The following is a 22,094-nucleotide window of genomic DNA, read 5'->3' on the forward strand; positions in this document are numbered from 1 at the left end:
GGCAGGCTCCGGATGGTTACGGGTTGGTGTATGCTTCTCTTACGCCGCTGAAGCGCATCTGGATCAGTTGATGCCACGATGGGTTTCGCGGGGCGCGACGGGCGGCTATATCCTGTTAACAAAGGGAGTCGCCAGCATGGCCTCGTATTTCGGGCTTGAGCCACATTACGTTGTAATTGCAACAGATTACGCAGCTTTTCTGGCGGACTATCGCTAATGGAAACGAGCGCACTGATGGCACTGGTCCGCGCGGCCGCAGGCAAACGCGTTGTTTGCGTCGGTGATGTGATGCTCGACCGGTTTGTCTATGGCCATGTGGCACGTATTTCGCCCGAAGCACCGGTGCCGATCATGCGGCGCACGCGCGAAGCGGCGATGCCGGGCGGCGCGGGCAATGTGGGGCGGAACCTCTCGACCCTCGGCATGAAGACCTCGCTGATCGGCGTCGTCGGCGATGATGCTGAAGGGCGCGCATTGGCCGAGTTGCTGGGGCAGATTGACGGGGTTGAAGCCGACCTGATCGTCATGCGCGACCGACCGACAACGCTCAAGACACGTTTCGTGGCAGGCGGGCAGCAGCTGCTGCGGGTCGATGCCGAGGATACGAAGGCGATTGACCTCTCGACGGAGGCCGACCTCGTCGTCTCGCTGGAAGACGCGGCCAAGGATGCCAGCCTGATCATTCTGTCTGATTATGCCAAGGGCGCGGTGACGCCGGGCGTGATCGAGGCAGCAATTGCGGCGGGACGTGCCCATGGCATTCCCGTAATTGCTGACCCTAAAGGGCTCGATTTTGCGCGCTATGGCGCAGTGGATGTGCTGAAGCCAAATGCTGTCGAGCTGAGCCAGGCCATGGGCCTGCCGGTGGAGACGGACCGCGACGCCGCCGAGGCGCTGGGACAGGCGCTGAGCATCCTGCCGGCCAAAGCGATTGTCGTGACACGAGCCGCCAAGGGCATGTCGTTCGCCACGCAGGGCGGAGAGGTCATGCACCGCTCAGGCGAGGCGCGGGAAGTTTATGACGTGTCCGGCGCTGGCGACACGAGCATTGCGGCGCTGGCGCTCGGCCTCGCGGCGGGCGGCACACTGGAAGAGGCAGTGGCGCTGGCAATTGCGGCGTCCGGGATTGCTGTTGGCAAGTCGGGCACGGCAACCGTGGCGGCGGTCGAACTGAGCCAGGCGCTGCAAATGGGCATGCGGAATGGCGGCGTGTCACATGTGCCGCTGGAGACCCTGAAGGACCAGGTGGAAGTATGGCGCGATGCGCAGCTTACGGTCGGGTTCACCAATGGCTGTTTCGACATCCTTCATCCGGGTCATTTGCGCGTGCTTGAAGAAGCCAAGGCGCGGTGCGGTCGCCTGATCGTGGGGCTGAATTCCGACGCGTCGGTGAAGCGCCTGAAGGGGCCAACGCGGCCGGTGAATGATGAAGTGTCCCGGGCGCGGGTGCTGTCCGGGCTGACGGCTGTGGATGCGGTGGTCGTATTTGACGAGGACACGCCGCGAGAGCTGATCGAGGCGCTGCAGCCGGATCTTCTGGTAAAGGGCGGGGACTATTCGATTGAGACGATTGTCGGCGCGGATACTGTGCTGGCGCGGGGCGGGACGGTACATATTGTGCCGCTGGTCGATGGACAGTCGACAACGGCCGCCATTGCACGAGCGAATGCGCAGGCCGAATGAGCGAGACAGCCGCCAGCACCGCCGGACAATTGATGCGCCAGTATGGCGAGGATGCCGCCGTGATCGCAACACTGCGGGCGGCCGAGGTGGCGGCGCAGGGCGATGTGGAAGCCTTGGCCCATTGGGATGCGGTGATCGCCCTGATCGAGGGAACGGATACCGGCCTGTCAAGCTGACAGGATCACGTGGCATCTGAGGCAACCAGCGCTGAAGCTACGCGTATGAACCTCACCTCACACAGCGGGACACATGAATGCAGGCCTTTTTGACCGACCACGCTGCGCTTATTTCACTTTCAATTCTCGGGCTGATGTTTGTCGGCTTTTTCATGGAGCGGCTGCCGGCTGCGGCTATGGCCATGGTCGGGGCAGGCGTCTTCCTGATGCTGGGCTTTCTCGATGAGAAAGGCGCCCTTTCGGCCTTTTCCAACAGCGCGCCGATCACGATTGGCGCCATGTTCATCCTCGCGGCCTCGCTGCGCCGTACCGGCGTGCTGGATGCGATGGCAGCCTCTGTGCTGCAGGTGGCGGACAAGTCGGCCGTCGGGGCCCTGCTGTTGCTGGGGACGATTGTATCGGTGGCATCGGCCTTCGTGAACAATACCGCCGTCGTGGTCATCCTGCTGCCTATCGTGATCGAGTTGTCGCAGCGGCTGAAGATTTCAGAGAAGAAGCTGCTGATCCCCTTGTCCTATATCTCGATCCTTGCGGGCACCTGCACGCTGATCGGTACATCCACAAACCTTTTGGTGGCGGGCGTGGCGCAGGAAAATGGTCTCGCGCCATTCGGCATTTTCGAGATTACGCCAATTGGCCTTGTGACGTTCGCCTCAGGGCTTGTCATCCTGCTCGGGCTTGGCTGGCTGCTGTTGCCGCGCTCAGAGGGCGACGTGGCGCGGCCTGCGCTCGATTCTTCCTACCTGACGGATGTCTATGTGCGTGAGGAATCGCCAGCGGCCGGAAAGCTGGTCTCAGATGTGCCGGAACTGGCGAAGAAAGGCATTAACGTCATATCGCTGTTCCGCGGTAACCGGCGGCTGGCCGTGGCGGATGAGGAATCCATCTTGAAGGCGGGGGACCGGATCACGCTGCGCGCGGACCTGCAGGAATTGCTGACAATGGTGGATTCCGGCCTGTTCCGGATCGGTATCAAGCTGCGCCAGCTGGAAGGCGGCGCAGAAGAGCACGCCCAGGCCACGGTGACGCCGAATGACCCCAATATCGGGCGGCGGGTTTCGGAGATGACCTACCTGTCGCGCCATGCGGTGACCGTGCGTGGGCTGACCCGCTTTGGCAGCCTGCCGGGGCCCGATCTTGCCAGCGCACGCGTAAAGGCCGGGGACCGGATGATCATTGATGGCACGCCCGGTGAGCTGCGCGACCTTGCGGCATCAGGCGCGCTTGTGGTCGACACCTCACTCAAGGTGGAGCCGTTCCGCCGCAAGCGGGGGCCGCTGGCAATTGCCATCCTTGTCGCGGTGATCCTGTCCTCAGCGGTGTTTGGCGTGCCGTTGCTGATCACGTCGCTGATCGGTGTGGGGGCCGTTCTGGCCTTTGGATGCCTGACGCTGAATGATGCGTTCGAAGCGATGGATGCGGGCGTTCTGACGCTGATCGTGGCGATGCTCATGGTGGGGCAGGGGCTTCAATCGGCAGGCGGCGTCGAGGCACTTGTCAGCGTGTTGCAGCCAGTGCTGGTGATGGCTTCGCCGTTCTGGCTTGTGCTGATGGTCTATCTGTTGACCTCGGTGCTGACGGAAGTGGTGACGAATGCGGCTGTAGCAGTCATCATGACGCCGCTGGTGATCGGAATCGGCACGCAGTTGGGCATTGATCCGCGCGCACTGGTCGTGGCGGTGATGTTCGGAGCAAGTGCGAGCTTTGCCTCGCCCATCGGCTATCAGACGAACACGATCGTGCATGCCGCGGGGAATTACAGGTTTTCGGACTTCCTGAAGATCGGCGTGCCCATGAACCTGATCGTCGGCGTAGCGACGAGTGTCGCGATCTATTTCTTCTATCTGGCCTGAGGGGACGCTTGAGGCAGAGCCTAGTTGGCGACGCCCTTTTTGAGTTCATAGGTGCCGCGGCCCGTCAGCGTGAACCATTCGTGGATTTCGGGATGGGTTAGCGGGGTCTCGGAATCGTCGGGCAGGAGGTTCTGCTCGGACACATAGGCGACGTAATGTGTGCGCTCATTCTCGGCGAACAGGTGGTAGAAGGGCTGGTCCTTGCGGGGGCGGACTTCTTCGGGGATCGACTCATACCATTCCGCCGTATTGGCGAATTGGGGGTCCACATCGAAGATTACGCCTCTGAAGGGAAACATGCGATGACGGACGACCTGGCCGATCTGGAACTTGGCATTGTGCCGGGATATCGCGTTGTATCGACGATTTCCGTCAATCGGATTGATCAATAGGAGAGGTTTTGTCTGCGCTTTCCTGCGCCGACGCCTGAATGGGTTTTTCAACCACGAGAAGAAGTTTGGTCCACTAGCCATTTCCCGCTCCTGTGATAACAATGCCCCAAGTCATCAATTTGGGCCACACCATGGCTGATAAAAAAGCGCCCGGTACCCGCGAAAAGCGAGGCGCCCAGCGCAACGGAAAGACGGCACCGCTTTTTGCGGCCGTCGACCTTGGGACAAATAACTGCCGCCTGCTGGTCGCTGAGCCACGGGGGAAGACGTTTCGCGTGGTCGATTCGCATTCCCAAATTGCACGTCTGGGGGAGGGGCTGCACGAGACTGGCCGCCTGTCTGACGCCGCTATTGAACGGGCCATTGATGCCCTCCGCAACATCCGCAAGAAGCTGAAGCAGCATGGCGTGGGCCGCGTGCGCTGCATCGCGACCGAGGCTTGTCGAAAGGCCGCCAATGGCGCCGAGTTCATTCGCCGTGTGCATGAAGAGACGGGACTGACCTTCAAGATCATCGGAGCGAAGGAAGAAGCGCGGCTGGCGACGATCGGGTGCCATGACCTGATCGAACCGAACGCTTCTTCCGTGCTGGTGGTCGATATCGGGGGCGGCTCGACGGAGCTGTCATGGGTCGATGCGCGGGCCGCACGCGAGAACGGGTTCAAGGGCTTGCTGGAGCATGCCCCGATCCTTGACTGGACGAGCCTGCCGCTGGGCGTGGTAACGCTGTCGGAGGCCTTTGCGCACTTGGACGAGGTGGAAGCCTATCCGCTGATGCTGGACCATGCGCGCCAGACAATTGCCAGCTGGCCCGGTATCGCCGCCGTGCGTGAGGCCATGGCGGAATCCGAAGCACACATGATTGGCACGTCCGGCACGGTGACTTGCCTGGCCGGTGTTCACTTGAAGCTCGACCGGTATCGCCGTGACAAGGTGGATGGAACATGGCTGAGCCAGGAGGATGGCCTCGCTGCCATCAAGCTGCTGCGGGATGTGGGCATGGATGGTCGCATAAAACTGCCGACCATCGGCAATGAACGCGCAGGGCTGATGCTGTCAGGCTGCGCGATCGTGGATGCGGTTTGGGAAGCCTGTCCGGCGGGCCGACTGCGTGTTGCAGACCGGGGCCTGCGCGAAGGCCTGTTGCTGTCGATGATGTATGGGCCCAAGAAGCCGAAACCGCGCCGGCGCGGACGGCGGGGCCGCAAGCCCGGACAAACACAGACCGGCGGCGATGATCAGAAGGGCATACAAGATGGCGGATGAAGAGAAGCGCCGCTGGAAGGGACCGACCGGCAAGGAAGGGACTTCCGGACGCCAGACGGGCGAGCGCAAGATACATGCCCACCACGCCAAGAGCGACAGTTCCAAGAAGTGGCTCGAGCGCCAGCTGTCGGACCCCTATGTGCGCAAAGCCAAGGACGAAGGCTTCCGGGCGCGGGCGGCCTACAAGCTGCTGGAAATAGATACGAAGATCGGCCTGCTGAAACGCGGCCAGCGCATTGTCGACCTTGGCTGCGCACCGGGTGGCTGGCTGCAGGTCGCGGTCGCCAAGGGCGCGCTGGAAGTTGTGGGCATTGACCTGCTCCCGGTCGATCCGGTCGAGGGCGCGCATATCATCCAGGGCGATGTAAACGAGCCTGACGATGTGGCGCGCATGCTGAAAGGCCTGACCGGCAAGCCCGATCTCGTGCTGTCAGACATGGCGGCGAACACGACAGGCCATAAGCAGACGGACCATTTGCGCACAGTTGCGCTGGTTGAGATGGCTGCGGCCTTTGCCGTTGAGCATCTGGCCCCGGGCGGGAGCTTTTGTTCGAAAGTCTTCCAGGGGGGCACGACGAAGGATGTGCTCGACATGCTGAAAGCAAACTTCAAGACCGTGAAGCACATAAAGCCGCCCGCAAGTCGTGCGGGCAGCCCTGAGATTTTTGTGATTGCCAAAGGCTTTCGCTGCTAGGCCGAACATCAGCCTTCGTATTTGAAGCCGAGCTCGATTGTGACCTGGTAAAATTTGACCTTGCCGTTTTCAATGAAGCCACGGGTCGATGTGACATCGAACCAGTCGAGGCTGCGCAGGGTCTTGCTGGCCGTGGCCAGAGCGCCGTCAATTGCGTCTTCGATGGATGTTTTCGATGTGCCAACGATCTTGGTGATGGCGTAGGTATCTGCTGACATGGTGGTCCTCCTTGTTGTGGAGACCAATCGTCTGAGCAGACGGAATGTTCCGTAACTTTCGGGATATACGCCTCAGAGACGCAGATCGACCGTATGGTACATTTCCGATTTGCGGCCGGAACAGGCAGCTGTGAAGTAACGGTCATCCTCCAGGGTTCCACGCTCTTTCGCGTAGCCGAGATCAAGGGTGACTTGATAGTGCGAGACATTGCCGTTGCTGAGGAAGCCACGGGCGGTAACGACGTCGAACCATTCGGGTTCGCTGAAGCGTTGGCGCGCAACATTAAGAGCGCGCGCTATCGCATCATCGACTGAAATATCGGACGTGCCTGTGATTTGGCGGGTGGTGTAAGTTGTCGATGCCAAACAAGTCTCCTTTCAGTTCATGTACGCGTTTATCCCTCCATTGGTTCTATGCATCGGGCATGCCATTCGTTCCATCTGGCGCTGCCTTGCCGTGCTTAACCAATCAAGCCACAATATTAACTACAGAACAGGGAGATCAGGATGAAAGCCAAAGGTGGGTGCTATTGTGGCGCGGTGCGCTATGAGGTTGACGGTGATACAATCTTCAATGGGCAATGCCATTGCCGTGAGTGCCAGTATTACTCGGGTGGACAGCCGAACATGGTGTTTGGCGTGCCTGCCGCAGCGTTCCAGCTGACATCAGGCGAGCCCGCCACTTATGCCCGGAGCGACCTTGAGGCGCCCGTTAAGCGGTCGTTCTGCGGTACTTGCGGGACCCCTTTGTGGTCAGAAAGCCCGTATATGCCGGGCGCATACCTGCTCAAGGCGGGCACGCTCGACAATCCCGCCGACTTTGGAATGGCGCAGATGGCCATCTACATGTGCGACGCTCAGCCTTTTCACGCAAAACCCGAGGGCATCCCCGTGTTCGACAAGGCGCCCGGTCAATGAGGGCGCTGCTGGCGGGGGCAACCGCGATGATATTGCTGGGCGCCTGTACTGGCATGGGCGGCACGGACATGGACGGGGCGGCGGAAGGACCGGCGCCAATGGCTGCATCCGGGCATGAGAAGATCCGGTTTGAGGGAAAGCGGGCCACGAAAGCCGAGCGCGCGGCATGTGAAGCGGCCGGAGGCGAGGTCGGGCCGGGCGGTATGCTTGGTTATGACCAGTGCGTTCGGCCCTATGCGGACGCCGGACAGGCCTGCAAGGGAACGGAAGATTGTGAAGGCCGCTGCCTCCTCTCCGCCGACTCGGATGATGAGATGGGACAGCCGACCGAGGATGGCATATGCCAAGCCAATGACAGCCCGTTCGGCTGCTATTCGGAGGTCAATGACGGGATGGCCCAATACACAATCTGCGTCGACTGAAGCTGGCGGAGCGCTATTCGCTATAGATCGCGTGATAGACGCTGCGCATGGACGACGCTCTCATGTTGACGCCGGCAGGCGAGAAATTCTGCTGCAGCCCAATGAAGATGACCTTGTTCCTGGGATCGATCCAGAACCAGGTTCCGCTGGCGCCGTCCCAGAAGTAGGTGCCTTCGGGCGCCGCAAGGCCGGACTGAATTGTATCGGTCACGACCCCGACGCCGAACCCGTAGCCTGTGCCGGCCTTGCGCTTGAACATGGTCTGCGGGGCCTCGGGATCGACAATCGGCAAGGCATTCGTGCGCAGGAGCGTGACAGATTCCGGCTTCAGCAAGGTCTGCCCGTCCAGCGTGCCGTCGTTGAGCAGCATGAGGGCGAAGCGCTCATAGTCTGCAAGGGTCGAGACAAGGCCCTGGCCGCCATAATCAACCGGCACGCTGGCGCGGTCCATTTTGGCGAGCGGTCCTCCAACGAGGTGAATCGGGGTGTCAGGCGTCCATGCGGTGGCGTCGGCGAGGCGGGCCTTCTGCTCAGGGCTGACGTAGAATGCGGTATCCGTCATCTTCAGGGGACCAAAGATGCGCTCCTGCATGAAGTCGCCCAGCGACTTGCCCGTGATGCGTTCAATGATGGCGCCCTGAAGATCGGAGGCAATGGAATAGGACCATGCCGTACCGGGATCGTATTTGAGCGGGATGGCGGCCGTGCGGCGTACGACTTCATCCATGGATGGCGCGGCCAGGACCTTGCGTTCCGTGAATTGGCGATTGATGTAGTCCTGCTTGCCGTCACCATAGCCGAAGCCCGCCGTATGGGTGAGGAGCTGGCGGATGGTGGGCGGCTGCGGGACCGGGTGCGTCGCTGACTTGGTGGCGCTGCCGGGGGAATTTGCCACCTGCAAAGACTTCATTTCCGGCAGGTATTTGGTGATCGGGTCATCCAGGTCGAGCTCGCCGTCTTCCTGCAACATGAGGATCGCGACGGCCGTGACAGGCTTGGTCATCGAATAGATGCGGTAGATGGTCTTGTCGCTGACCGGTTCCTCGCCCTCGAGTGTGCGGCTGCCGATAAATCCGCTTCTGACGCGCTCACCGTCCTTGATCAATGTATAGGAGAGGCTGGCGACACGGCCGCTCTTCACCGAGGCGGCGAGACTGTCATCCAGTTTGTCGAGAATGGGCGTGAAGAAAGAGTCTTCCGGATTGGACTTGGGGGCTTCGACGACAAGCGGTTCAACTGCCTGCTCGTCGGCTTTTGGCTTGCTATCCTGCGCGCCACAGGCCGCAACTGAAATGAGCAGGAGCCCGCTGCAAATGCGCAGAAGCGTTTTACGTGTCATGGCCTTGCCTTCCCAAATTCACCCTGTCTCGCTAATGGGGAAGGGGGAGGACTTCAATCCTTGCAGCGGAACAAATTCACGCACCGATAGAGATGTGGGCGCCTTCACATCAGGATATGCCCTGACAGGCCGCTCGCCGAACCCAATTGCAGCGCAGAGTGATTGTTCTGCAATTGTGACGAAACTACCCCCTTCACAAGACCCTGCGACTCCCTTACTAGGCCAAAAAGGGAGCTCCCCACATGAAAATCCGACAAGCCATTACCTTCGACGACGTGCTTCTGCAGCCCGGCGCGAGCGAGGTTTTACCTGCTGATGTGAACGTTTCGACGTTCCTGACCAAGTCCATCAGCCTGAATATCCCCCTTATTTCCGCTGCCATGGACACTGTTACCGAAGCGCGCTTGGCCATTGCGATGGCGCAATCGGGCGGCATCGGCGTCATTCACCGGAACCTGTCGATCGAGGAACAGGCTGGCGAAGTCGCCATGGTGAAGAAATACGAGAGCGGCGTGGTGATGAACCCCGTAACGATCTCGCCGACCGCGACACTGGGCGAGCTGCGCGAACTGAAGAAGCGGACCGGGTTTTCCGGCATCCCTGTGGTTGAGAAGAACGGCAAGGTTGTCGGCATCATCACGAACCGCGACACGCGCTTTGCTGAAGACCTGAACGAGACAGTTGCAAGCCTGATGACACGCGAGATCGTCACCGTGAAGATGGACACAGAGCCGTCGGAATCGCGCGCACTGCTGCACAAGCACCGGATCGAGCGCCTGCTGATCGTCGACAATGACGGACGCTGCATCGGCCTGCTGACGGTGAAGGACATGGACAAGGCGGCGGTGAACCCCAACGCGGCCAAGGATGCGGCGGGCCGCCTTCGCGTGGCAGCGGCCTCGACCGTGGGCGATGCCGGCTATGAGCGCACGATGGCGCTGATCGAGGCGGGCGTCGACGCGGTAGTAATCGACACGGCGCATGGCCACTCGATCAGCGTGGCGGACGCTGTGCGCCGGGCGAAGAAGATTTCGAACTCGGTGCAGATCATTGCCGGGAACGTGGCAACAGCCGAAGCAACCAAGGCGCTGATCGATGCGGGCGCGGATGCCGTGAAGGTTGGTATCGGCCCGGGCTCGATCTGCACGACGCGGATCGTGGCGGGCGTAGGCGTGCCGCAGCTGACGGCCATTGAGCAGTGCGCTAACATTGGCGCGAAGACGGGCATTCCGATCATCGCCGATGGCGGCATCAAGTTCTCGGGCGACTTTGCCAAGGCGCTGGCCGCTGGTGCGGCGACAGCGATGATGGGCAGCATGTTTGCCGGCACGGAAGAAGCGCCGGGCGAAGTGTTCCTTTACCAGGGCCGCAGCTACAAGGCGTATCGTGGCATGGGGAGCCTCGGCGCCATGGCGCGCGGCTCGGCAGACCGCTACTTCCAGAAGGATGCCGCCGCCGAGAAACTGGTGCCGGAAGGCATTGAGGGCCAGGTGCCGTTCAAGGGACCGATCGGGCCGATCCTGCACCAGATGGTTGGTGGCCTGCGGGCAGCCATGGGCTATGTCGGCGCCAAGGATATCGACGAGCTGCACAAGAAGGCGGAGTTCGTGCAGATCACCGGCGCGGGCCTCTCAGAGAGCCATGTGCACGATGTGATGATGACGCGCGAAGCGCCGAACTATTCGGTGAGCCGGGGGTAGGTAGCCTTTCATACCGCGACAGCAATTTTGCACCGTGCAATGGAATTCAGCTAACAGAAAATTTGAAATCACATTGCAAAAGCTTGCGTGTAATCCCATTCGATGGTCTGTTTTTGTTCAACTATCTTGCATAGGTGAACCATGGATCCGATCTGGGCTCAGACAATAGCAATCTCGGCGGCCACGATAATAGGTCCAATATCGGCTATTGTCGGCTCTATGTACCTTCAATCTAGGAAGGAAAAAAAGCGCGAAAAAGTCCAGATGGTGATGGATCTGGTCGCGAACCGGATGCATCCGTCGCGAGCCGAATTCGGTAAAATAATGAATATTGTCCCACTAGTCTTCCCACAGGACAAACTGGTTCTCACTGCTTTTGATCGGCTCCGGCTTTATCTTGAAGGGCCTAATCGCATATTGCGAGATGATCCAAATCTGCAAAATCTTGTCTCAGACATGCTCGTAGAGATGTCCAAGAAATGCGGACTAAAGTTTTCTCACATTCAACTTCGCGCTCTAAATTATTCATCTGGGGAATATGAATTGAGAGATACAAGGCTCCAACTCGCACTGGAATCTCTTCCCGCTATTGCACGAGCCTTAGAGGAAAATAGCACGTCACCCCATAAAGCTGGCGACGAGCTTTAGCGGACAGTCAGTAAAACTGGCGCGTTTCCTTAAAGTCTCAAGATTGCGAAGCGAAATTGCGTTTCGGCTTGCGCCACATCGCCTGCAAAGGTGGGGCGCCGGGGCCGACTTCCAAGTATTTCATGTGGTCGAAGCCGTGGCTCATGTAGAAGCCGGTATTGTCGGGGTTAGAGTTTTCGAGATAGGCGGGCAGGCTGTCGCGGTCGCAGGCCTCAAGCATTGGGCGGATGAGGGCCTTGCCGAGCCCTTTGCCGCGCGCAGCCTTCCGTGTGCCGATGGAGAAGAGGTACATGTGGGGTTCGTGCGGGTGGTTGGCATCCATCACTTCACCGGCCTTGAGGGCGCGGCCAACAGCACCTTTTGAACCCCAGCGCGCAACGCCCGCTGCGATTGAAAGTATCGCCATCAGCGGTGGGGTGCGGTTCGCATCCCCCTTGGACCACATGGTCGCGCCGCCATCGCCAGCGAGGTAGCAGAGGCCGTTCTTCAGATAGATATCGCGTGCGAGGACCGTGAAAGTGCTCTTGATGGCGCGGTTGCTGCCGAAGATCCACTTGTTCACCGGATCATCGAAAAAGGCCTCCGCCGTGATGTCGCCGAGCTGGCGCCAGTCAGCTTGCGTCGCGGCGCGCACATTGTCCGGAAGCTCTAATTGCATGTCTGCCAACCCCTATGCGTGAAGGCAGTATAGGTAAGATAAGTAGCGACGACTAGCTTTCATTTTTGCGCAATTGGCGGTCGCGCATTGAATAATTGCTACAGAAAGCGGGACATTGCGGGCGGGCGCCCTAGGTGAAGCCTCGTAGCAGGGAGAGGAGCATTGCATGATCCAACGCGTGGCTATCGTTGGCGCCGGTCTGGCGGGCCTGTGCGCGGCGCGTGACCTCAACGCGGCTGGTCTGAGTACGGTTGTTTTCGAGAAGAGCCGCGGACTAGGCGGGCGCCTGGCAACTCGCAGGACTGATCTGGGGCCGATTGATCATGGCGCACCGGGCGTGTCAGTGGATGTGGCTCAGGCGGCAGGCGGGAGTGTCTGGGCAGAGGGGCCTCAGGATGCGCGCGGGATCGGCATTCCGGGCATGAGCACATTGGCGCGCCATCTGGGGAAGGGGATCAATGTGCAACGCGAGATCTCCATTACTGATGTCGCCAGTACGGATGACGGGTTTAGTCTGACCGATGCTGACAGCCGTGTGCATTCGGGCTTCGAGGCGGTGATCCTGGCTGTTCCTGCGCCACAAGCCGCAGCATTGCTGGGGCATGAGGAGGGGATGAAGAAGGCTCTGGCGGACGTTCGCATGAATCCCGCCTGGACCCTGTTGCTTGGCTTTGATGCGCCGAGCGGTCTTTCCCAAGATGTGCTCACGCTTACGGAACCCTTGGCGATGGCCATTCCGATGCTGTCAAAACCGGGGCAGATTGCGACGGAGCGGTGGACCGTGCATGCTTCTATCGCGTGGTCGGTCGCCCATCTTGAGCTGGACAAGGATGCGGCGGCGAGCCTGTTGCTGAAGGCCTTCATGGCGGCGACAGGGCTTTCGGGTGCTCCGGACTATGTGGCGGGGCATCGGTGGCGGTATGCGCGGGTGGACCGACCGCTGGGCCAGCCCTTTGTGGTCAATGGCGCGGGCACACTGCTGGCAGGCGGAGACTGGGCCCTGGGACCGTTGGCGTCGGATGCTGTGGCCAGCGGCCGTGCGATGGCGCTGCGCGTGCTGGAAAACGGCCGAAGCTGAGGCGATCAGGCCGCTGGCGCGGGAAATCCGTTCAGGATGGCGATATGGGCCTTCGCGCCCTTGAGTCGGTGGGGGAGGATGGCCTGGTATTCGGGGCAATTATACCAGGCGAGCGCCATATCCCTGTCGGGAAATTCGGCCAGGACGGTGCGCGTGCAGGCCCAGTCGCCTTCAAGAACGTGGGGCGCCTCATCGACAGAGAGCATCTTTCCGTCGAAGAGATTGAACACCGGCATGAAGCCCTGTTCGTATTTTCCGTAGGTCTCACGGTCGGAAATTGTGATCTGGGCGACGATATAGACGGTCATGATGGGCCCCTCCTGCCTGAATGACCCTATCTAAGAATGCAGACATTCCAGTGTCTATTGGTTTCCTTGGAGGGAAAGCGCGCGTAAAGCGTCCGTCAGATCAAGAATGAGGTAGAATAATGCGCAATGGCGGTAAGATTTCGGCGGCGATTGATGTCCTGACGGACGTGCTGAACCGGCACCAGCCTGTGAAGTCGGCGGCCCGGGACTGGGGCAAGCGGGCGCGCTATGCTGGCAGCAAGGACCGCGCGTGGGTCTCTGGGCTCGTCCTGGACGCGCTGCGCAAGCGTAACTCGATTGCCTATCGCATGGATGACGAGAGCCCGCGGGCGCTGGTGCTGGGGGCACTGGCCTTTGCCTGGGGCTGGGATATCCGTCAAATCGACACGGCGATGGACGAGGAGCATGCGCCCTCGAAACTGACTTTGAGCGAGCGCGAGCATCTTGTGATGGCGCCGGATCCGTCCGCGCCGCCGCATGTGCAGGGCGATTATCCGGAATGGATGGCGCCGATGATGGCGCGCGTGTTCGGTGAGGAAGCGACGGTCGAGGCGCAGGCCATGGCTGTGCGCGCGGACGTGGACCTGCGGGTCAACACGCTGAAGGTGGATGCCGAGAAGGCCTCGATGCCGCTGAAGAGCGCCAAGGCCGAGCAATCGCGCCTGTTGCACAATGCCTTTCATATCCCCGCGAAGGACCCGAGCGAGCGTGAAGCGAGCCTTGAGAGCATTCCGGCCTATTCCAAGGGCTGGGTTGAGGTGCAGGATGCGGGCAGCCAGATTGCGGCTGCGGCTGCGAATGCGCAGCCGGGTGAGCAGGTGCTGGACTATTGCTCCGGCGGCGGCGGCAAGACGATCGCACTGGCGGCCCAGATGAAGGGCAAAGGGCAGATCTTTGCCTATGACATCGACGGCAAGCGCCTCAGCGCGCTGATCCCGCGCCTGAAACGGTCCGGCGCGCACAATGTGCAGCTGGTGCATCCGACAGAGCCGGTTCAGCTGGAGACGCTGACGGGGCAGATGGACTGCGTCTTCGTCGATGCACCTTGCACAGGAACGGGCACATGGCGCCGCCGGCCTGATTCCAAGTGGCGGATCAAGCAGGGCCAGCTGGAAAAGCGGATGTCCGAGCAGACGGAGATCATCGCCAAGGCGAGCGAATTCGTGAAGCCGGGCGGGCGGATGATATACGCGACCTGTTCCTTCCTGATGGAAGAGGATGAAGACCGCGTGGCCGAGTTCCTCAGCACGCACCCTGAGTTCACCGAGGAAGATGCCGCCGGGGCGGCGATTGCCTCAGGCCTGCTGACGGATGAGGGCGCCAATGTGGTGCAGCGCTTCCGTATGCCGACGGGCAGCGTACGCCTGACGCCGCGCCGGGCAGGGACGGACGGGTTCTTCTTCGCCGTGCTGCGCCGCGCGGGATGACAGTCGTTCTGGCCATCACGCTGTTCCCGGTTGCGTTCATCGCGATGTGGTGTGGCGTGATCTGGCTGCTTGGCCGGGTTTCCGGCTGGCAAAGGCTGGGCCAGCATTATGCCTATCGCGGTGAGATACGAGGTGTTTCACGGGGCTTCCAGAGTGCGATGATGGGCCATTCGCGCTGGCGGCTGGTGCGTTACCGCGCCTGCCTGAACGTGACGGTGGACAGCGGCGTGCTAATCCTGAAGCCTTGGTTCATCTTTGGCCTGTTTCAGCCGCCGCTTGGTATACCGCTGCATGATCTGGTGCGCGCGGAGCGGACATTCCTGTTCTGGACCTTCTGCGAACTGCGGGCGGCGCCTGAGCCGCGTATCAGGATACTCGTGTCGCTGAGGCTGGCGAACTGGATCGAGCGGCAGGCTGGCGGGCCCATCCTCTGTGCCAAGGCACGGGATTTCTAGCTGTTTCGCGCCTATCGGGCAGTAGCAGCCGGACGAAATAGGTCAGTTGCGCCGTTTGATGCAGGGATTCCGCGCTTTGCAGCGACTGGAGGCTTGCCCGAAAGGGCGGGACTCAGCTAAACGGCGCCATGACAGAGCAAAGACACGAACGCGCCCTTATCGTCGACTTCGGCAGCCAGGTGACGCAACTGATCGCCCGGCGCCTGCGCGAGAGCGGCGTCTATTGTGAAATCCACCCTTTCAACAAGGTCGACAAGGCCTTTGTCGAGGCCTACGACCCGCAGGCCGTGATCCTGTCGGGCGGGCCTTCCAGCGTCTATTGGGACGATGCACCAATGGCCGACATGGCGATCTTCGAGGCGGGCATCCCGGTGTTAGGCATCTGTTACGGCCAGCAGGTGATGATGCACCAGTTGGGCGGCCGCGTAGAAGGCGGCACGAGCCGCGAATTCGGCCGCGCGTTCATCGAAAAAGTGATCGATGATCCATTCCTCGAAGGTATGCTCGAGAGTGGCGAGCATGAGCAGGTCTGGATGAGCCATGGCGACCATGTCGCCGAGATGGCGCCGGGCTTCGGTGTCATCGCGAAATCGCCGGGCGCGCCCTATGCGATCATCGCGGACCCTGAGCGTAAGTTCTACGGCACGCAGTTCCACCCCGAAGTCGTGCACACGACGCATGGGCGCCAGATTCTGCGCAATTTCACGCATGGTGTCGCTGGCATGAAGGGCGACTGGACGATGGCGGCCTATCGCGCCGAGGCGATCGAGAAGATCCGCGCGCAAGTGGGCAAGGGCAGGGTGATCTGCGGCCTCTCAGGCGGCGTTGATTCCTCCGTGGCCGCGGTGCTGATTCATGAAGCCATCGGCGAGCAACTGACATGCGTGTATGTCGACCATGGCCTGATGCGTCATGGCGAAAGTGAGCAGGTGGTGAGCCTGTTCCGTGAGCATTACAATATTCCGCTGGTCCATGTGGATGCGTCGGAGTTGTTCCTCGGCAAGCTGGCCGGCGTGTCGGACCCCGAAAAGAAGCGCAAGATCATTGGCGGTCTGTTCATTGACGTGTTTGACGAAGAGGCAAAGAAGATCGGCGGCGCGGATTTCCTGGCGCAGGGGACTCTCTATCCGGATGTGATCGAGAGTGTCTCGGCCCTCGGCGGCCCCAGCGTGACGATCAAGAGCCACCACAATGTGGGCGGCCTGCCGGAACGCATGAACATGAAACTGGTCGAGCCACTGCGCGAGCTGTTCAAGGACGAGGTGCGCGCGCTTGGCCGCGAGCTTGGCCTGCCGGAAAGCTTTATCGGTCGCCACCCGTTCCCGGGGCCGGGCCTCGCCATCCGCATTCCCGGCGAGATTACACGCGAGAAGGCCGACACGCTGCGCAAGGCTGACCTGATCTATATCGACGAGATCAAGAAGGCGGGTCTCTATGACGAGATCTGGCAGGCATTCAGCGTGCTGCTGCCGGTGAACACGGTGGGCGTAATGGGCGACGTGCGGACCTATGAGGCCGTGCTGGCCCTTCGGGCTGTGACGTCTACGGACGGCATGACGGCGGACTATTACCCGTTCGAGCACGCTTTTCTGGGCCGCGTTGCGACGCGCATCATCAATGAAGTGCAGGGCGTGAACCGTGTCGTTTATGACGTGACCAGCAAGCCGCCCGGTACGATTGAGTGGGAATAGGCTGGATCAGGCCAAAGAGACGGACGACTTACAGATGACAGTGAATAAGCGGATCGTTCTTTCCAGCGATCATGGCGCGATTGAGCTTCGCCAGGCGATTGCCGCGCATGTCACGTCCAGGGGCTGGGTGGCGGTCGATATTGGACCGACGACAACGGAAAGCACAAACTATCCCACGCATGGTGAAGCGGCGGCGCGTCTCGTCACGTCGGGCGATTGCCAGTTGGGCATTGTTCTTTGCGGCACGGGGCAGGGGATCATGATGGCGGCGAACAAGGTGAAGGGCATCCGTTGCGGTGTTTGCGCCGACACGTTCTCGGCGCGGATGCTACGCGAGCATAATGATGCCAACATGCTTTCCCTCGGCGCACGCGTTGTGGGGCAGGGACTGGCGCTGGATATTGTCGATGCGTTCTTGGCCGCGGAGTTCGAGGGTGGGCGACATGCCCTGCGCGTGGACATGATCTCGGCGCTCGAGGCTTAGCGCCGCGACGTCGACCCAAACAAGGGGTAGTCTTTTCCCGCGCACAAGCCATGATGCATTCCTGCCATCAACAAGCGAGTTGCCGAGACATGCTGGAATTTATCAGGAAGCGCGACGTCGAAGGGATGTACCATGCCGGCATCCCGCAAAAAATGAAGTGGCAGGCTGACGCCGTACACCTCAAAACATGGCAGGACCTTGCCGTGTTCAAGGAGATCGCCGATGCCGACCGCAAGACGATCGGTGAGATTGGCGGCGGCGTTTCGCGCATTCTGCCTTTGTTGAAACGCTCCAATACATTGTTCAATATAGAGAAATTCGAAGGGGAGGGAAACGGCCCAAAATCCTCTCATTCCATCAAGGGCGTGAAGGTCATTGATGCCTACATTGGCGATTCCGCTGGCCTGATCGCCGACGAGACGTTCGACATCATGTTTTCCGTCTCTGTCATGGAGCATGTCCCCAATCCGGCCCTACCAGCATTCTTCGCCGATCATTTCCGGGTGATGAAACGCGGCGGACTGGCCTTTCACGCGATCGATTTCTATGTCGAGTCCGGCTTGGCAGAAGACAACAATACCGTGGCGCAGCGGCGCCTCGACCTCTACCTGAGTATCGTGAGCGAGAACCCGCAAATCGCGTTCATTCGGTCGCCAGCGGACACACGCGTTCGTTTTGCATCTGATTTTGCGACCAATCCGGACCAGGCCATGTTCAACTGGAACAGTTCTGTGCCCGCCCTGTCGGAAAAGCGCCGCGACGCCCAGTCCGTCTCGCTGATGCTGGGATTTCGCAAAACATGATTCAAGGAAACGACACATTAAACAAGCAGATGCCGCAGGCGCGGGATTTCCTGGATGAGAGCAAGGCCCTGCATGCACTGATCGCGCCGCTGGGCGATGCCGCATTCGGACAGGCGACGGCCTTCAAGGGCTGGACGATCAATGATGTGCTGCGCCACCTCCACTACTGGAACTGGATGGCCTGGCTGCAGCTCAATGACGAAGCGCTGCTGGTGGCCCAGATGAAGGCTATGGCGCGAGCAGGCGGTATGCGGCCGGTCGAGATCGCACACGTGGATGGCGCGGCAGGGCAGGACCTGGTGGCGATCTGGATAAAGCAGGCAGAAGCCACCGCAGCGGCCTTTACCGATGCAGATCCGAAGGCGCGCCTCAAATGGGCCGGGCCGGACATGAGCGCGCGCTCATCGATCACGGCGCGGCTGATGGAAACATGGGCGCATGGGCAGGAAGTGTATGACCAGCTGGGCGTCGTGCGGGAGAACGAAGACAGGATCCGCAATATCGTCGTGCTGGGCATCAATACGTTCGGATGGACGTTCCGGAACCGGAAGCTGGATGTACCCGAGCCAATGCCGTTTGTGTCGCTGACGGCGCCGTCTGGCGAGGTGTGGACGTATGGCGAGCCAGATGATGCAGAGCGTATTGAGGGGCGCGCTGATGAGTTTGCCCAAGTGGTGACGCAGACGCGCAATATTGCCGATACCAAACTTAAGGTGACTGGCCCGGTGGCCACGCAATGGATGGGTTTTGCCCAGTGCTTTGCAGGGGCGCCGGAGAACCCGCCTGCACCCGGCGCGCGGCGCACGATGGTGCCCCAGCAGTAGACAAACGCTGCGCTGCCTGCCAGCACAGCGGACAAAGCAAGAAACCAAGGGACCTGAAACACATGTCGATCCTCCTTCTCGAAAAACGCGGCCCGATTGCCGTTCTGACGCTCAACCGCCCGGACATGATGAATGCGCTGGGGCAGGCAGGCGATGGCCCGGCCGTTGCTGCCGTGTGCGCCGAAGTGGTGGCAGATGCCTCGATCCGCTGCGCCGTTCTGACGGGTGCAGGCCGCGCATTTTCGGCGGGCGGTGATGTGAAGGCAATGAAGGAGCGGTCGGGCGCGTTCGGTGGTTCGCCCTATGACGTGCGGAGCGGCTATCGCGACAATATCCATGTCATCGTGAAGTCGCTCTACAATATGGAAGTGCCGTTGATTTCGGCGATCAATGGCCCGGCCATTGGCCTTGGCTGTGACGTGGCATGCATGGCGGACATTCGCCTCGCGGCAGACCATGCAAAGCTGGGCGTGACGTTCCTGAAACTGGGCCTGATCCCGGGCGATGGCGGCGCGTGGCTGCTGCCGCGCCTGATCGGTGCATCACGTGCGGCGCAGCTGCTGTTCACCGGCGACGTGATCGATGCGGCGACGGCGAAGGAATGGGGGCTTGTCTCGGAAATCTATCCGGCAGACCAGCTGATGGACGAGGCGATGAAACTGGCCGAACGCATTGCGCAGCAGCCGCCACAAGCCCTGCGGCTTGCCAAGACGCTGATGCGTCAGGCCAACATGGCCTCATATGACACGATCATGGAACTGTCGGCCTCGGCACAAGCACTGATGCACGAGACCGAAGACCATATCGAAGGCGTCAATGCGATCCTCGAAAAGCGCAAGCCCGAGTTCAAGGGCCGCTAGAGCTCTCCGCGCACGTCCTTGATGACGCCGGAGAAGTCGAGACCGCCGAAGCCTTTTTCGTCCAGCTTGGCATAGATGGTTTCGGCCATCTCGCCGAGCCGGATGTCGGCGCCAGCTGCGTGGGCGGCATCGGCTGCGAGGTGGAGATCCTTCAGCATCATGGCGACGGCGAATCCGGGCTTGTAGTCACGGTTGGCGGGTGACGTTGGCACCGGACCGGGGGCGGGGCAGTAAGAGGTCATCGACCAGCACTGGCCGGACGCCGTGGACGAGATATCGAAGAATGTCTGCGCGTCGAGACCGAGCTTGTCAGCCAGGTTGAACGCTTCCGACGTGGCGATCATCGAGATACCGAGCAGCATGTTGTTGGCGATCTTGGCGGCCTGACCATTACCGCTAGCGCCCGCATGGAAGATGTTCTTGCCCATTTTCTCGAGAAGCGGCTTGGCGCGGGCGAATCCGGCATCAGGACCGCCGCACATGAAGGTGAGCGTGCCGGCCTCGGCACCGGCCGTGCCGCCGGAAACGGGCGCGTCGACCATCATAAAACCGGCAGCTTCGGCTTGGCGGGCGGCCTCACGAGCATCCTCGACGGCGATCGTCGAGCAATCGAGGAAGAGCGTGTCCTTCGGCGCGTTGGCGGCGACGCCGTCCGGGCCAAAATAGACACTGAGGACGTGCTTGCCGGCGGGCAGCATGGAGACGACGACTTCTGCGTCAGCGACGGCTTCAGCAACGCTCGCCGCGCCCTTGGCGCCGGATGCTTCGGCTTTGGCTATGGCGTCCTTGCTCAGGTCGAATGCGCGGACGGTGTGGCCTGCCTTGGCGAGATTGGCGCACATGCCGGCGCCCATGTTGCCGAGACCGATGAAAGCAATGCGTGTCATTTCTACTCCTAGCGATCCGTGAATTTCGGGTCGCGTTTTGCGGTGAAGGCTTCCATGCCTTCCTTCTGGTCTTTCGTGCCGAAGAGGCCCTGGAAGAGGCGGCGCTCGAAGCGGACGCCTTCCGTTGTGGGTAGCTCGAGCGCGCGGCCGACCATTTCCTTGGCGGCCATGATCGAGGGCAGGGAGTAGGTGCCGATCGTCTCTGCCACTTCCATCACAGTGCTCATCAGCTCGTCATGGGGCACGACGCGGGAAACGAGGCCGATGCGATCAGCCTCTGCGGCGTCGATCATGCGGCCGGTCAGGACCATGTCCATGGCCTTGGCCTTACCGACCGCCTTGGTGAGGCGGACCGAGCCGCCCATGCCGGGCGTCACGCCGAGCTTGATCTCGGGCTGGCCGAACTTGGCTTTCTCTGAGGCAATGATCAGGTCGCACATCATGGCAAGTTCGCAGCCGCCGCCGAGGGCGAAGCCATTAACGGCCGCGATGACGGGCTTGCGGCAGGCGGCAAAACGGTCCCAGCCAGCGAAATAGTCCTCGACATACATGTCGGAGAAGCCTTGGGGCTGCATCTCCTTGATGTCGGCCCCGGCGGCGAAGGCGCGGCCCTCGCCGGTGAGCACGGTGACCGCGATATCCGGGTTGCGGTCGATCTCGGCAAAAAGGGTCGCCACTTCGGCCATCACTTGCTGGTTCAGCGCATTGAGGCTCTCGGGACGGTTCAGTGTGACGAGGGCGACGCGCCCGTTATGCTCGAAGGTGATCGTGTCAAAGTTACTCATGATTTTGGACCGTTTTCAGTGATAATTGTTTAGACGTCATTCTTTCGGGAGCAGGCATTGTTCGCCATTTTGAAATTTGAACGCAATTGAAGAAGCGATTTCCGGCAAGTCCCTTTGAGAATACAGCCAAATATGAACGTATTGGGGCCAGTCATTTGAAGACTGCATCAAGAAACTAATCTGATCGTCACTGGATCCGACAGTTCGATATAAGCGAATACTACTGGGATTAGCGCAGGACACCTCTATCGTCTCCTCAGAGATCGACGGGGCATTGCCAACATATGCTCCACCTATGGTCGCGTCTTCACTGAGTATGGAGAGCAACGCAAAATCAATGACCGTTTTTGGATCGCTAACGGTCAGACTCCCTGAACTTTCGATCTGCAACTCACCTATGACAGTAATATTGCGCTCCTCTGCCCACGCGCTTGAAGCGTGGATAGCGAGGAAGAGAATCAAAAAACGCTTGAGCAGACCCGTGGACCAATAGTGAATTTTCCGCAGTTGATTCATTTGCATAAAG

The 22,094-nt window shown here is 60.6% G+C and carries 26 protein-coding genes; 17 read left to right on the forward strand and 9 right to left on the reverse strand.

Annotated features, from left to right (window positions below; translation table 11 throughout):
• The first annotated feature begins 216 nt into the window (after nt 1-216).
• From rfaE2 to V7651_RS12930, 3 genes are all read left to right on the forward strand, one after another.
• Nucleotides 217-1,683 carry a D-glycero-beta-D-manno-heptose 1-phosphate adenylyltransferase gene (gene rfaE2 / locus V7651_RS12920; protein ID WP_051625003.1) on the forward strand — a complete coding sequence of 489 codons (1,467 nt, stop codon included), beginning with the start codon at nt 217-219 and terminating at the stop codon, nt 1,681-1,683.
• Nucleotides 1,680-1,859: a hypothetical protein gene (locus tag V7651_RS12925; protein WP_035540526.1), complete on the forward strand. Its 180-nt coding sequence runs from the start codon at nt 1,680-1,682 to the stop codon at nt 1,857-1,859. The genes rfaE2 and V7651_RS12925 overlap by 4 nt, the downstream gene beginning before the upstream one ends.
• Nucleotides 1,860-1,936: 77 nt before the next feature.
• Nucleotides 1,937-3,712 (forward strand): SLC13 family permease, encoded by a 1,776-nt coding sequence (locus tag V7651_RS12930; protein ID WP_335613424.1) that lies wholly within the window; start codon nt 1,937-1,939, stop codon nt 3,710-3,712.
• A gap of 20 nt (nt 3,713-3,732) precedes the next feature.
• Here the strand turns inward: V7651_RS12930 and hspQ are convergent, their stop codons facing one another.
• Entirely contained in the window at nt 3,733-4,011 is a 279-nt protein-coding gene (gene hspQ, locus V7651_RS12935; protein WP_051615695.1) for a heat shock protein HspQ, read from the reverse strand.
• Between the two features lie 224 nt (nt 4,012-4,235).
• On the opposite strand from hspQ, the gene V7651_RS12940 reads away from it, so the two are divergent.
• Together V7651_RS12940 and V7651_RS12945 are read left to right on the forward strand one after the other, a co-directional pair.
• Entirely contained in the window at nt 4,236-5,369 is a 1,134-nt protein-coding gene (locus V7651_RS12940) for a Ppx/GppA phosphatase family protein (protein WP_035540554.1), read from the forward strand.
• Nucleotides 5,359-6,063, forward strand: a complete 705-nt coding sequence (locus V7651_RS12945) for an RlmE family RNA methyltransferase (protein ID WP_035540523.1) — start codon at nt 5,359-5,361, stop codon at nt 6,061-6,063. Before V7651_RS12940 ends, V7651_RS12945 begins: the two co-directional genes overlap by 11 nt.
• Nucleotides 6,064-6,071: 8 nt before the next feature.
• Here the strand turns inward: V7651_RS12945 and V7651_RS12950 are convergent, their stop codons facing one another.
• On the reverse strand, nt 6,072-6,281 hold the full coding sequence (locus tag V7651_RS12950; RefSeq protein WP_035540521.1) for a dodecin: 210 nt from the start codon (nt 6,279-6,281) through the stop codon (nt 6,072-6,074).
• Nucleotides 6,282-6,353: 72 nt separating this feature from the next.
• The gene (locus V7651_RS12955; protein WP_051625002.1) at nt 6,354-6,647 is read right to left on the reverse strand and encodes a dodecin family protein; all 294 of its coding nucleotides are present in this window, start codon (nt 6,645-6,647) and stop codon (nt 6,354-6,356) included.
• A 141-nt stretch (nt 6,648-6,788) separates the two neighbouring features.
• Between V7651_RS12955 and V7651_RS12960 the strand changes: the two genes are divergently transcribed.
• Both V7651_RS12960 and V7651_RS12965 read left to right on the forward strand, forming a co-directional pair.
• Nucleotides 6,789-7,199: a GFA family protein gene (locus V7651_RS12960; protein ID WP_035540520.1), complete on the forward strand. Its 411-nt coding sequence runs from the start codon at nt 6,789-6,791 to the stop codon at nt 7,197-7,199.
• Nucleotides 7,196-7,621 (forward strand): hypothetical protein, encoded by a 426-nt coding sequence (locus V7651_RS12965; RefSeq protein WP_051625001.1) that lies wholly within the window; start codon nt 7,196-7,198, stop codon nt 7,619-7,621. Before V7651_RS12960 ends, V7651_RS12965 begins: the two co-directional genes overlap by 4 nt.
• Nucleotides 7,622-7,634: 13 nt before the next feature.
• Here V7651_RS12965 and V7651_RS12970 read toward each other — a convergent pair whose 3' ends face one another.
• On the reverse strand, nt 7,635-8,960 hold the full coding sequence (locus V7651_RS12970) for a serine hydrolase domain-containing protein (protein ID WP_051625000.1): 1,326 nt from the start codon (nt 8,958-8,960) through the stop codon (nt 7,635-7,637).
• 242 nt (nt 8,961-9,202) lie between these two features.
• On the opposite strand from V7651_RS12970, the gene guaB reads away from it, so the two are divergent.
• Both guaB and V7651_RS12980 read left to right on the forward strand, forming a co-directional pair.
• The gene (gene guaB, locus V7651_RS12975) at nt 9,203-10,660 is read left to right on the forward strand and encodes an IMP dehydrogenase (RefSeq protein WP_035540519.1); all 1,458 of its coding nucleotides are present in this window, start codon (nt 9,203-9,205) and stop codon (nt 10,658-10,660) included.
• 141 nt (nt 10,661-10,801) lie between these two features.
• A complete protein-coding gene (locus V7651_RS12980) occupies nt 10,802-11,308 on the forward strand; it encodes a DUF6680 family protein (protein ID WP_035540518.1) in 507 nt (168 codons plus the stop codon).
• Between the two features lie 37 nt (nt 11,309-11,345).
• On the opposite strand, the gene V7651_RS12985 is transcribed toward V7651_RS12980, so the two are convergent.
• Nucleotides 11,346-11,966 carry a GNAT family N-acetyltransferase gene (locus V7651_RS12985; RefSeq protein ID WP_335613425.1) on the reverse strand — a complete coding sequence of 207 codons (621 nt, stop codon included), beginning with the start codon at nt 11,964-11,966 and terminating at the stop codon, nt 11,346-11,348.
• 166 nt (nt 11,967-12,132) lie between these two features.
• On the opposite strand from V7651_RS12985, the gene V7651_RS12990 reads away from it, so the two are divergent.
• On the forward strand, nt 12,133-13,044 hold the full coding sequence (locus V7651_RS12990) for an NAD(P)/FAD-dependent oxidoreductase (RefSeq protein ID WP_051624999.1): 912 nt from the start codon (nt 12,133-12,135) through the stop codon (nt 13,042-13,044).
• Between the two features lie 5 nt (nt 13,045-13,049).
• Here V7651_RS12990 and V7651_RS12995 read toward each other — a convergent pair whose 3' ends face one another.
• A complete protein-coding gene (locus V7651_RS12995; protein WP_035540515.1) occupies nt 13,050-13,352 on the reverse strand; it encodes a DUF1330 domain-containing protein in 303 nt (100 codons plus the stop codon).
• A gap of 119 nt (nt 13,353-13,471) precedes the next feature.
• Here V7651_RS12995 and V7651_RS13000 point away from each other — a divergent pair, with 119 nt between their 5' ends.
• From V7651_RS13000 to V7651_RS13030, 7 genes are all read left to right on the forward strand, one after another.
• A complete protein-coding gene (locus V7651_RS13000) occupies nt 13,472-14,779 on the forward strand; it encodes an RsmB/NOP family class I SAM-dependent RNA methyltransferase (RefSeq protein WP_335613426.1) in 1,308 nt (435 codons plus the stop codon).
• On the forward strand, nt 14,776-15,234 hold the full coding sequence (locus V7651_RS13005; protein WP_335613427.1) for a hypothetical protein: 459 nt from the start codon (nt 14,776-14,778) through the stop codon (nt 15,232-15,234). The genes V7651_RS13000 and V7651_RS13005 overlap by 4 nt, the downstream gene beginning before the upstream one ends.
• 128 nt (nt 15,235-15,362) lie before the next feature.
• Nucleotides 15,363-16,925: a glutamine-hydrolyzing GMP synthase gene (guaA, locus tag V7651_RS13010; RefSeq protein ID WP_035540510.1), complete on the forward strand. Its 1,563-nt coding sequence runs from the start codon at nt 15,363-15,365 to the stop codon at nt 16,923-16,925.
• A 34-nt stretch (nt 16,926-16,959) separates the two neighbouring features.
• Nucleotides 16,960-17,409, forward strand: a complete 450-nt coding sequence (gene rpiB / locus V7651_RS13015; RefSeq protein ID WP_035540090.1) for a ribose 5-phosphate isomerase B — start codon at nt 16,960-16,962, stop codon at nt 17,407-17,409.
• An 89-nt stretch (nt 17,410-17,498) separates the two neighbouring features.
• Complete coding sequence (locus V7651_RS13020; RefSeq protein WP_035540087.1) at nt 17,499-18,212, forward strand: SAM-dependent methyltransferase; 714 nt, start codon at nt 17,499-17,501, stop codon at nt 18,210-18,212.
• Complete coding sequence (locus tag V7651_RS13025; protein WP_241767050.1) at nt 18,209-19,036, forward strand: TIGR03084 family metal-binding protein; 828 nt, start codon at nt 18,209-18,211, stop codon at nt 19,034-19,036. The genes V7651_RS13020 and V7651_RS13025 overlap by 4 nt, the downstream gene beginning before the upstream one ends.
• A 62-nt stretch (nt 19,037-19,098) precedes the next feature.
• The gene (locus V7651_RS13030) at nt 19,099-19,896 is read left to right on the forward strand and encodes a crotonase/enoyl-CoA hydratase family protein (RefSeq protein WP_034744287.1); all 798 of its coding nucleotides are present in this window, start codon (nt 19,099-19,101) and stop codon (nt 19,894-19,896) included.
• Here the strand turns inward: V7651_RS13030 and mmsB are convergent.
• Genes mmsB through V7651_RS13045 form a run of 3 tightly spaced genes read right to left on the reverse strand, consistent with a single transcriptional unit; the run spans nt 19,893 to nt 22,090 of the window.
• The gene (mmsB, locus tag V7651_RS13035) at nt 19,893-20,783 is read right to left on the reverse strand and encodes a 3-hydroxyisobutyrate dehydrogenase (RefSeq protein ID WP_035540083.1); all 891 of its coding nucleotides are present in this window, start codon (nt 20,781-20,783) and stop codon (nt 19,893-19,895) included. The two genes, V7651_RS13030 and mmsB, sit on opposite strands and share 4 nt — an antisense overlap.
• 8 nt (nt 20,784-20,791) lie before the next feature.
• A complete protein-coding gene (locus tag V7651_RS13040; RefSeq protein WP_035540081.1) occupies nt 20,792-21,568 on the reverse strand; it encodes an enoyl-CoA hydratase-related protein in 777 nt (258 codons plus the stop codon).
• A 36-nt stretch (nt 21,569-21,604) separates the two neighbouring features.
• Nucleotides 21,605-22,090, reverse strand: coding sequence for a hypothetical protein (locus V7651_RS13045; RefSeq protein ID WP_035540079.1), 486 nt, complete (start codon nt 22,088-22,090; stop codon nt 21,605-21,607).
• Nucleotides 22,091-22,094 lie beyond the last annotated feature (4 nt).

Origin of the sequence: Hyphomonas oceanitis, assembly GCF_036964545.1 — a bacterium.
Lineage (GTDB): Bacteria > Pseudomonadota > Alphaproteobacteria > Caulobacterales > Hyphomonadaceae > Hyphomonas > Hyphomonas oceanitis.